Annotated in this window: 5 protein-coding genes and 2 pseudogenes; all 7 read right to left on the bottom strand. The window is 48.5% G+C overall.

Annotation, left to right across the window (positions count from 1 at the left end):
- Window positions 1-422: pseudogene (locus GC101_RS21995) on the bottom strand (alpha-N-arabinofuranosidase); the annotation flags it as partial.
- A 516-nt stretch (window positions 423-938) separates the two neighbouring features.
- Window positions 939-1,901: a glycoside hydrolase family 43 protein gene (locus GC101_RS21990; protein ID WP_171719000.1), complete on the bottom strand. Its 963-nt coding sequence runs from the start codon at window positions 1,899-1,901 to the stop codon at window positions 939-941.
- A gap of 271 nt (window positions 1,902-2,172) precedes the next feature.
- Window positions 2,173-3,651, bottom strand: coding sequence for an alpha-N-arabinofuranosidase (locus GC101_RS21985; RefSeq protein ID WP_171718999.1), 1,479 nt, complete (start codon window positions 3,649-3,651; stop codon window positions 2,173-2,175).
- A gap of 32 nt (window positions 3,652-3,683) precedes the next feature.
- Window positions 3,684-4,598 (bottom strand): carbohydrate ABC transporter permease, encoded by a 915-nt coding sequence (locus GC101_RS21980; protein WP_171718998.1) that lies wholly within the window; start codon window positions 4,596-4,598, stop codon window positions 3,684-3,686.
- 54 nt (window positions 4,599-4,652) lie between these two features.
- Window positions 4,653-5,531 carry a carbohydrate ABC transporter permease gene (locus tag GC101_RS21975; RefSeq protein ID WP_171718997.1) on the bottom strand — a complete coding sequence of 293 codons (879 nt, stop codon included), beginning with the start codon at window positions 5,529-5,531 and terminating at the stop codon, window positions 4,653-4,655.
- A 77-nt stretch (window positions 5,532-5,608) separates the two neighbouring features.
- Window positions 5,609-6,856, bottom strand: coding sequence for an extracellular solute-binding protein (locus tag GC101_RS21970; RefSeq protein ID WP_171718996.1), 1,248 nt, complete (start codon window positions 6,854-6,856; stop codon window positions 5,609-5,611).
- 95 nt (window positions 6,857-6,951) lie between these two features.
- Window positions 6,952-7,371: pseudogene (locus GC101_RS21965) on the bottom strand (alpha-L-arabinofuranosidase C-terminal domain-containing protein); the annotation flags it as partial.

Genomic DNA, 7,371 nt, shown 5'->3' with positions numbered 1-7,371 from the left:
TTACGCGCTGCATCTACTCCGCGTGTTCCGAGATTGACTGCCATCATGACCTCTGAACCCGCTTCTCTGGCCCAGTTCATGAATTCATTGGTACCTACCTCATTAGGCTCGACCGTCCGCCACGCCAGTTCAAGACGTCTCGGGCGCTGCTCAATTGGACCTACACCATCCTCCCAATTGTAACCGGATACAAAATTCCCTCCGGGATATCGGATAATGGGCACATCCAGTTCCTTCACCAGTGATTTCACATCGTCTCTGAAGCCGGAAGCGCCTGAAGTGGGATGTCCGGGCTCGTATATTCCGCCGTAGACCGCCCGCCCCAGATGTTCTATGAATGAGCCGTAGATCCGCTTATCCACTTCAGCGATTACAAAGGATTTGTCTACAATCAGCGTTGCCCTTAATGCACCAGAAGTCATATCATCACCAACCGTTTCATATAATTGTGAAATAATTAGAAAACATTCAAATGTATTCGCTTACAAGTATAAAATAACATATATAAACATCTCTGTAAACATAAAGATATAAACTTATTCATACATATTCAAAATAAAACCGACAAAGGGTATAGCCTCTTAAAATTTAATCATTTTTTGTAACAAAACATCTTTATTAATTTGATAAAACATAAAAAAATTGATATATAACTCATATTCAGCTTAATTTCAATTACTACATCCAAATAAAGGGATGTTTTCCTCATTTTAATCTAAATTGGTTTATAATTATATAAAATGATTTTTTTCTAAACGACCTCCCTGGAAGAATGGAGGCGAGCGGCCTGATCGAGATCAACAGCGGGTTTCATCGAGATTTCCTGCACAGCACAAAGAGTCCGCTCCCCTCTAAGGGTTGCGGGACTCTTTGCATATTAGCAGATTAGCAGGCCATTCCTTTGCCATTACGGCAGCGGGTTTATAAGAACCTGCCCTTTATTTCCCGCCGTCCTTCACCGGGATACCGAAATCCGGTGTGCCGTCTTCATTCCAGTGCAGGCACTGGGCCCGGGTATGGCGGTTCGGATCGTACAGCGGGTCTCCGGTAATCTCCTTATAGGTGCGGGCATGGTAGATCAGCACATCCTCACCGTTCTCATCAACCGTGAAGCTGTTGTGCCCGGGGCCGTATTGCCCGTTCTCCTCACTCGTCTTGAAGACCGGCTCAGGATGTTTGGTCCAGGAGGCGGCGTCCAGCAGATCGCTGTCCTCATCCGCCGTGAGCAGGCCCATGCAGTAATTATAGTCGGTTGCGCTGGCAGAGAAGCTCATGAAGATCTTGCCGTTACGCTTCAGGACAGCTGCGCCCTCATTCACCCGGAAGCCAATAATCTCCCATGGATACTCCGGCGTGGCGATCATCGTCTGCGGACCTGTTAACGTCCAGCCGTTCGCCATGGACGAGATATACAGGTTGGAATTCCCCTCGATATCGGGGTCTTTTTGCGCCCATACATAGTACTGCACTCCCTTGTGCTCGAACGAAGTGGCATCCAGGGCAAAGGATTCCCAGGCCGTCTTCATCTGGCCTTTCTCTACCCATTCCCCTTCCAGCGGGTTCGCCGAAGCATTCTCCAGCACGAACATGCGGTGGTCGAACAGACCTTCCTTCGTTTCCGTGGTCCGGGCGGCAGCGAAATAAATATACCATTTGCCGTCAATATAATGGATTTCGGGAGCCCAGATATTGGCGCTGAGCGGGCCACTCTCATATTTGCGCCAGGCTACGACCGGTATTGCTTCTCTCAGCCCTTCAATTGTTGCAGCTCTGCGCACTTCAATCCGGTCATACTCCGGCACGGAAGCCGTGAAATAGTAATAGCCGTCTGTATGTTTGTACACCCAAGGGTCCGCCCTCTGCTCCACAAGCGGATTGCTGTACTCTCTATTTGTACTCATCATGGTTTCTCCTTTGGTCTGTTCAGAAGTATTAAACGGCTGTGTAACTCAGACCTGAGCATACCGAATGTACCGGGGAAGGAGGAGGATTTGCCGTCATCAGTCCGCGGGCCTCAGTTCCACTACGAAGCGGTGGATAAGGGCACAGCGAATCCTGAAGCCGGTGTGTCTTGTATTATCAGCCGTTCCACTTTTCCGGGCTGACGAAGTTGCTATGGCAGCTCTTGCAGCCTTCCCTGCGGTTCATGTGCGGAATCTCGGGCATAGAGTCTTATTCCAGTGTAATAACGACTACTGAGGCCGGCGGAAGCTCGCAGTCCAAAGTTCCATCGTTTAAAGACACGCCCTCGAAGGCAGCCGGCGCTACAGTATCCGGATTGTTAAATGTATTGTGCGCACCGAGCTCGCCATGTGTCAGAATCTGTCCGCTTACACTGCTTAGTGTGATACCGCAAATGTCGAGGCTTAGACTGGCTGCCGCTTCATGGCTGATGTTACACAGGGAGACATAGACCTTGCCTTCTCCATCACGGGATGCAGAGACGCTCAGCTGCGGAATTGTGACCCCGCCGAAGTTGTAATCCGGACTCTGTAAAGAGACCTCCAGCAGCTCATTATCCTGATGCACCTTATACATATCAAACACGTGATATGTAGGTGTAAGCAACATTTGGTCGCCTTCGGTCAGGATCAGTGCCTGCAGCACATTGACCATTTGAGCAATATTGGTCATTTGCACCCGGTCGCTGTGATTGTGGAAAATATTCAGATGAATGCCTGCCACGAGCGCATCTCTGAGTGTGTTCTGCTGATACAGGAATCCCGGATTGGTTCCGGGCTCGTTCAGGAACCATGTACCCCATTCATCTATAATCAATCCTACCCGCTTCTGTGGATCATACTTATCCATAATGGCTGAATGCCGGGTAATGAGCTCGTTCATATGAAGTGATTTCTGCATCGTTTCGAACCATTCGGCTTCATCGAAACCGAGCGACTGGCGTTTCTCTTCCCAGCTGCCGGGGATGGTGTAGGAATGAAGGCTTAGCCCGTCCATGAACCGGCCGGCTTCTCTCATCAGAACTTCAGTCCAGTTGTAATCATCCACGTTCGCTCCACCGGCAATCTTGTAGAGCCGGTTATCCCCGTAGTTCCGGGTATATGTCTGATAACGGCGGTACAGGTCCGCGTAGTATTCAGGACGCATATTTCCCCCGCAGCCCCAGTTCTCGTTGCCGACACCGAAATATTTAAGCTTCCATGGTTGTTCACGGCCGTTCTCCTGCCGCCAGGCCGCCATAGGTGATTGGCCGTCAAAGGTCATATACTCCACCCATTCTGACATCTCCTGGACTGTGCCGCTGCCTACGTTGCCGCAAATGTACGGCTCACATTCCAGCAGCTCGCACAACCGGAAGAATTCATGGGTGCCAAAATGGTTGTTTTCTACTACACCGCCCCAATGGGTGTTGACCATCCGCTTGCGTCCTTCCTTGGGGCCGATTCCGTCTTTCCAGTGATATTCATCGGCAAAACAGCCGCCCGGCCAGCGCAGCACCGGAATGTTCAGCTTTTTGAGCGCTGCAATGACATCATTACGGATACCGTCCGTATTCGGTATTGGCGAATCCTCGCCTACCCACAGGCCTTCATAGATACATCTGCCCAAATGCTCGGCGAAATGCCCGTAAATATTTTTGTTGATGACGTTTTTAGGCAGATCTGCGTTGATAACCAGCTTTGCAGTCATAGTTTCTCTCTCCTTAGAGAATATTTTTGTATTTAGCCCTTAATCCCAGAGTTCAAATTAATCGATTGCACAAAGTATTTCTGGGCAAACAGGAATAGCACCAACGTCGGGATTATCGCTAAGATTGCCGAACCCATCAATTGCCCGATCATACGGTAGTTCCCGTAGATATCCTGCAACAGCAGCAGCCCGGCCGTGACCGGCATTTTGTCAACATCGGTAAATACGATAACTGGCCACAGGAAGTCATTCCATGATCCTGTAAAGGAGAACAGCGCGCATACGATCAGAATCGGTTTAATCAGCGGCACAATGATCGAGAAATAAATTCGAAAGTGGCCCGCACCGTCCACATGGGCCGATTCATCGAGCTCTTTCGGAATGCCGTTCATAAACTGCCTTACCAAAAAGAGATTACCCATGCCCGCAAGCCCGGGGATAATCATGGCCCAGGAGGTGTTCACCCAGCCTAAGGCATCGATGATTTTATAGGAAGGAATCAGGTTCACAACACCCGGGAAAAAGGATATACCGAGGAGGGTAAAGAACAGCGTATCTCTTCCTTTAAATTTCATTCGAGAGTAGCCGTAACCGGTAATGGAAATAACAACAACGACCAATAGGGTATGCATGGACGCAATGAACAATGAGTTCACTAGCCAACGCAAGATTGGAGCCGTAGAAGTATTATCCAAAATCTTTACATAGTTATCGAATATCCATTCCTTCGGAAACAACCGGAACCCGGAGGTCACAACTTCGGTCTGCGACCGGAAAGAGGTTGTAATTCCGAAGATTATAGGGACGATCCACATCACACACAATATGATCAAAAAGAGATACGAGATATATTTTGAAATGCTGAAGCCCGAACCTTTTCTTTTTGAACCGTTCTGTCCGCTTACAAGCGGACCTTTATCCAATTGTCCAGCCACTTGGTTTGCCATACGGTACACCTGCCTTTTCAATTTCCACTGCCAGATCCCATGTCTTAGAAATACCTACGCTGCGTTCCGGTTCATCACATAATATTGCAGGGCTGAAATAATCAAAATCACCAATCCCAGCAGCACTGCCATTGCTGATGCCATTCCCGCAATGGACTCCCCGTTGCCGAACGCGAGCTGACGGATATACATCATCAGCACATGTGTAGTCTGTCGCGGTCCGCCATCAGTCATCATTAGCGGCTGGCCAAATACGTTGAAGGCACCCGCAGTAGTCATAACAAAGGTAAAGATGAGCGGGAAACGAATCGAAGGCAGGGTGATGCTCGCAAATCTGCGGATCGGACCCGCGCCGTCCATTTCTGCCGATTCATATAAATCCTGGGATACGCCGCTGATCGAAGCACGGTAAATAATCATGTTGCCTCCGACACCGCCCCAGATCGTGATGATAATAATCAGAATCCAGGCATACGGCTGGTGCGTTGGCCAGGCGACATTGGAACCGAACACATTGCCGGCCATCCCGAGCTGTTTGTTGAAGAGCAGCAGCCAGATCAGGGCTCCCGCAGAGATGGAAATCAGACCCGGGATATACAGAATAGCCTGAATCAAGCTTTTCCCCTTCACTTTCTTATGCTCAAGCGCAACCGCAATCAGCAATGGAATCACAATTAACAGCGGTACACTAAGCACGACGAAGACCAGGGTATTCTTCAAACCGTTGTTGAACTGCGTATGAAATGTAGAGCTGTTGTCAAAAAGAATGGTCTTGTAATTGGCAAGACCCACCCAGACAGGCTCATTCATCAGATTCCATTTGGTAAACGATGCATATATCCCGTAGATTGTCGGCAGTAAAATAAAAACAACGAACAAGATGACATGTGGACCTACAAAGAAAACAGGCGCCAAATTTAATTTCTTTTTCATAGGCAATCTTTTCTCCTTTGGCATAAAGCAATGTGCCATTACCGGCACATTGCTCCATACAATCTATTCCGCTCCGTTTACTGCGCCGCGCCGCTTGTTCCTTCGGCGATTTTGTCCTCTACGAATTTCTGCATGGTTTGCAGGGTTTCGTCGATGTCCACGTTGCCGCGGACGATGTCTCCGCAGTACGTATCAACGGCTTCTGCAATGTATGGATAGTACTCGTAAGTGTAGATATAGAGGGAGTCAATTTCTTTTTCACTGGAGGTGAAGAAGGATTGGATATAGTCTTGATATTCAGGGTTCTCAATAACTTGTTTACTTGCTACGGTTTGTCCGGCTTTGGCCCATTCCATAGAATTCGCACGGATGAACTCAAGGAAACTGCCGATTCCGGCTACTTTCTCTTCGGATCTGTCTTTATTCTTCAGCATAGCGAACAAGTGGGAAGACGATCTGTTCGTGAACTTGTCAGGTGTAGGGGAGTATACGTTAGTTACTCCAAAGTTCAGGCCTTCCACTCCGGCATGTGCCGTAGAGCTCCAGGTACCGTCAGTGGAGAATAACACGTTGCCGGATTGGAACATCAGGTAGCCGTCTTCACCGAATGGTGTCATCAGTCCGGCATCGTTGATTTTCTTAACCTCTTCAAAGGCTTGCTTCATAACCGGCGTATTTACCGCAGGTTTGCCGTTCTCCTGAATGTCCCCGCCGAGGTTTTGAATCTGTGCAAGAATGACCCAGCCGAGCAAGGCATCATTGACAACATAATCGCCTTCATTCAATTTACCCTGTAGGGAGAGCATTTCATCAATAGTTACCACGTTGTCATCAAGGAACGATTCTGCACCGTATTTGGCGAGCAGATCTTTATTGTAGTACATCACATTACTGTGAATATCGAGTGGAACTGTATATTGAGTTCCCTCAATCGTACCTGTTGACCATGCCTGAGGCAGGTAATTTTCCTGCTTAATTTCGGGTTGTGCTGTGGTTACGGCTGTCATCGGCTCAAGCTGCCCCTGCTTAACATATCCAGGAACACGGTCGGCGTGAATAATCGACAAATCAGGCACGCCCTTGCCGGAGTTAAGCACTGTCGAAATCTTTGTATACATATCTGCGGTAATGACATGTTTCACTTTCATTTCCGGATTGGTTGCATTGTAATCTTTAACCAGTTGATCCATGTAGGCACCGTCATCCCCGGTAAGCGGCGTCCAGAACGTTATCGTATTTTTATCGTCCTTCCCGCAGCCCGCCAATACTGTAGATAATGATAGAACAAGTGCCAATGCTGAAAAACCCCACTTTTTGTTCAACACTTTCTCCTCCTAAGTAAATAAAATTTAGCAAATCATCTACAAAAATGTTTTTGCAAACAATGTACTCGTTATCGTTCTGATTCCATGTACATGTGTCAGTTCCTCTTGCCCAGACGAATGACATTCCAGGATGCCTTGGACAGAAGCGTCTCCACGTAACCGTCCTTGCATACCGTACCGGCAGCCAGTTCCGGCTGTACCTTCTGTTCTGACGGCGTATTCACCGCTTTCAGGTCATCATGCTTCAGAACGATATGCTCAAGCAGGGTATACCCCTCGAAGCCCCGGATATCGGCCTTCAGGTGCAGGCCTTCCACCAAATGACGGTTCACCGCAAAAATAGTCAGCTCCCCCTGCTCCTCATTATGTACAATCGCGCTGTCGAGATAAGGAACATCGGTGTAATCCTGTGCATCGTATTTCGGAGAATTGACAATCGGCTGAAGCGAAACCCCGCGGCCGTATTTGGAAGCATGCAGATAGGGTTAGAAAATCGTCTGCTTCCAGGCAGCACC

This window comes from Paenibacillus phytohabitans, assembly GCF_013141775.1.
Lineage (GTDB): Bacteria > Bacillota > Bacilli > Paenibacillales > Paenibacillaceae > Paenibacillus_AQ > Paenibacillus_AQ phytohabitans.
The sequence above is the reverse complement of the archived record's forward strand: the minus strand, read 5'-3'. Positions and strand labels throughout refer to the sequence as shown.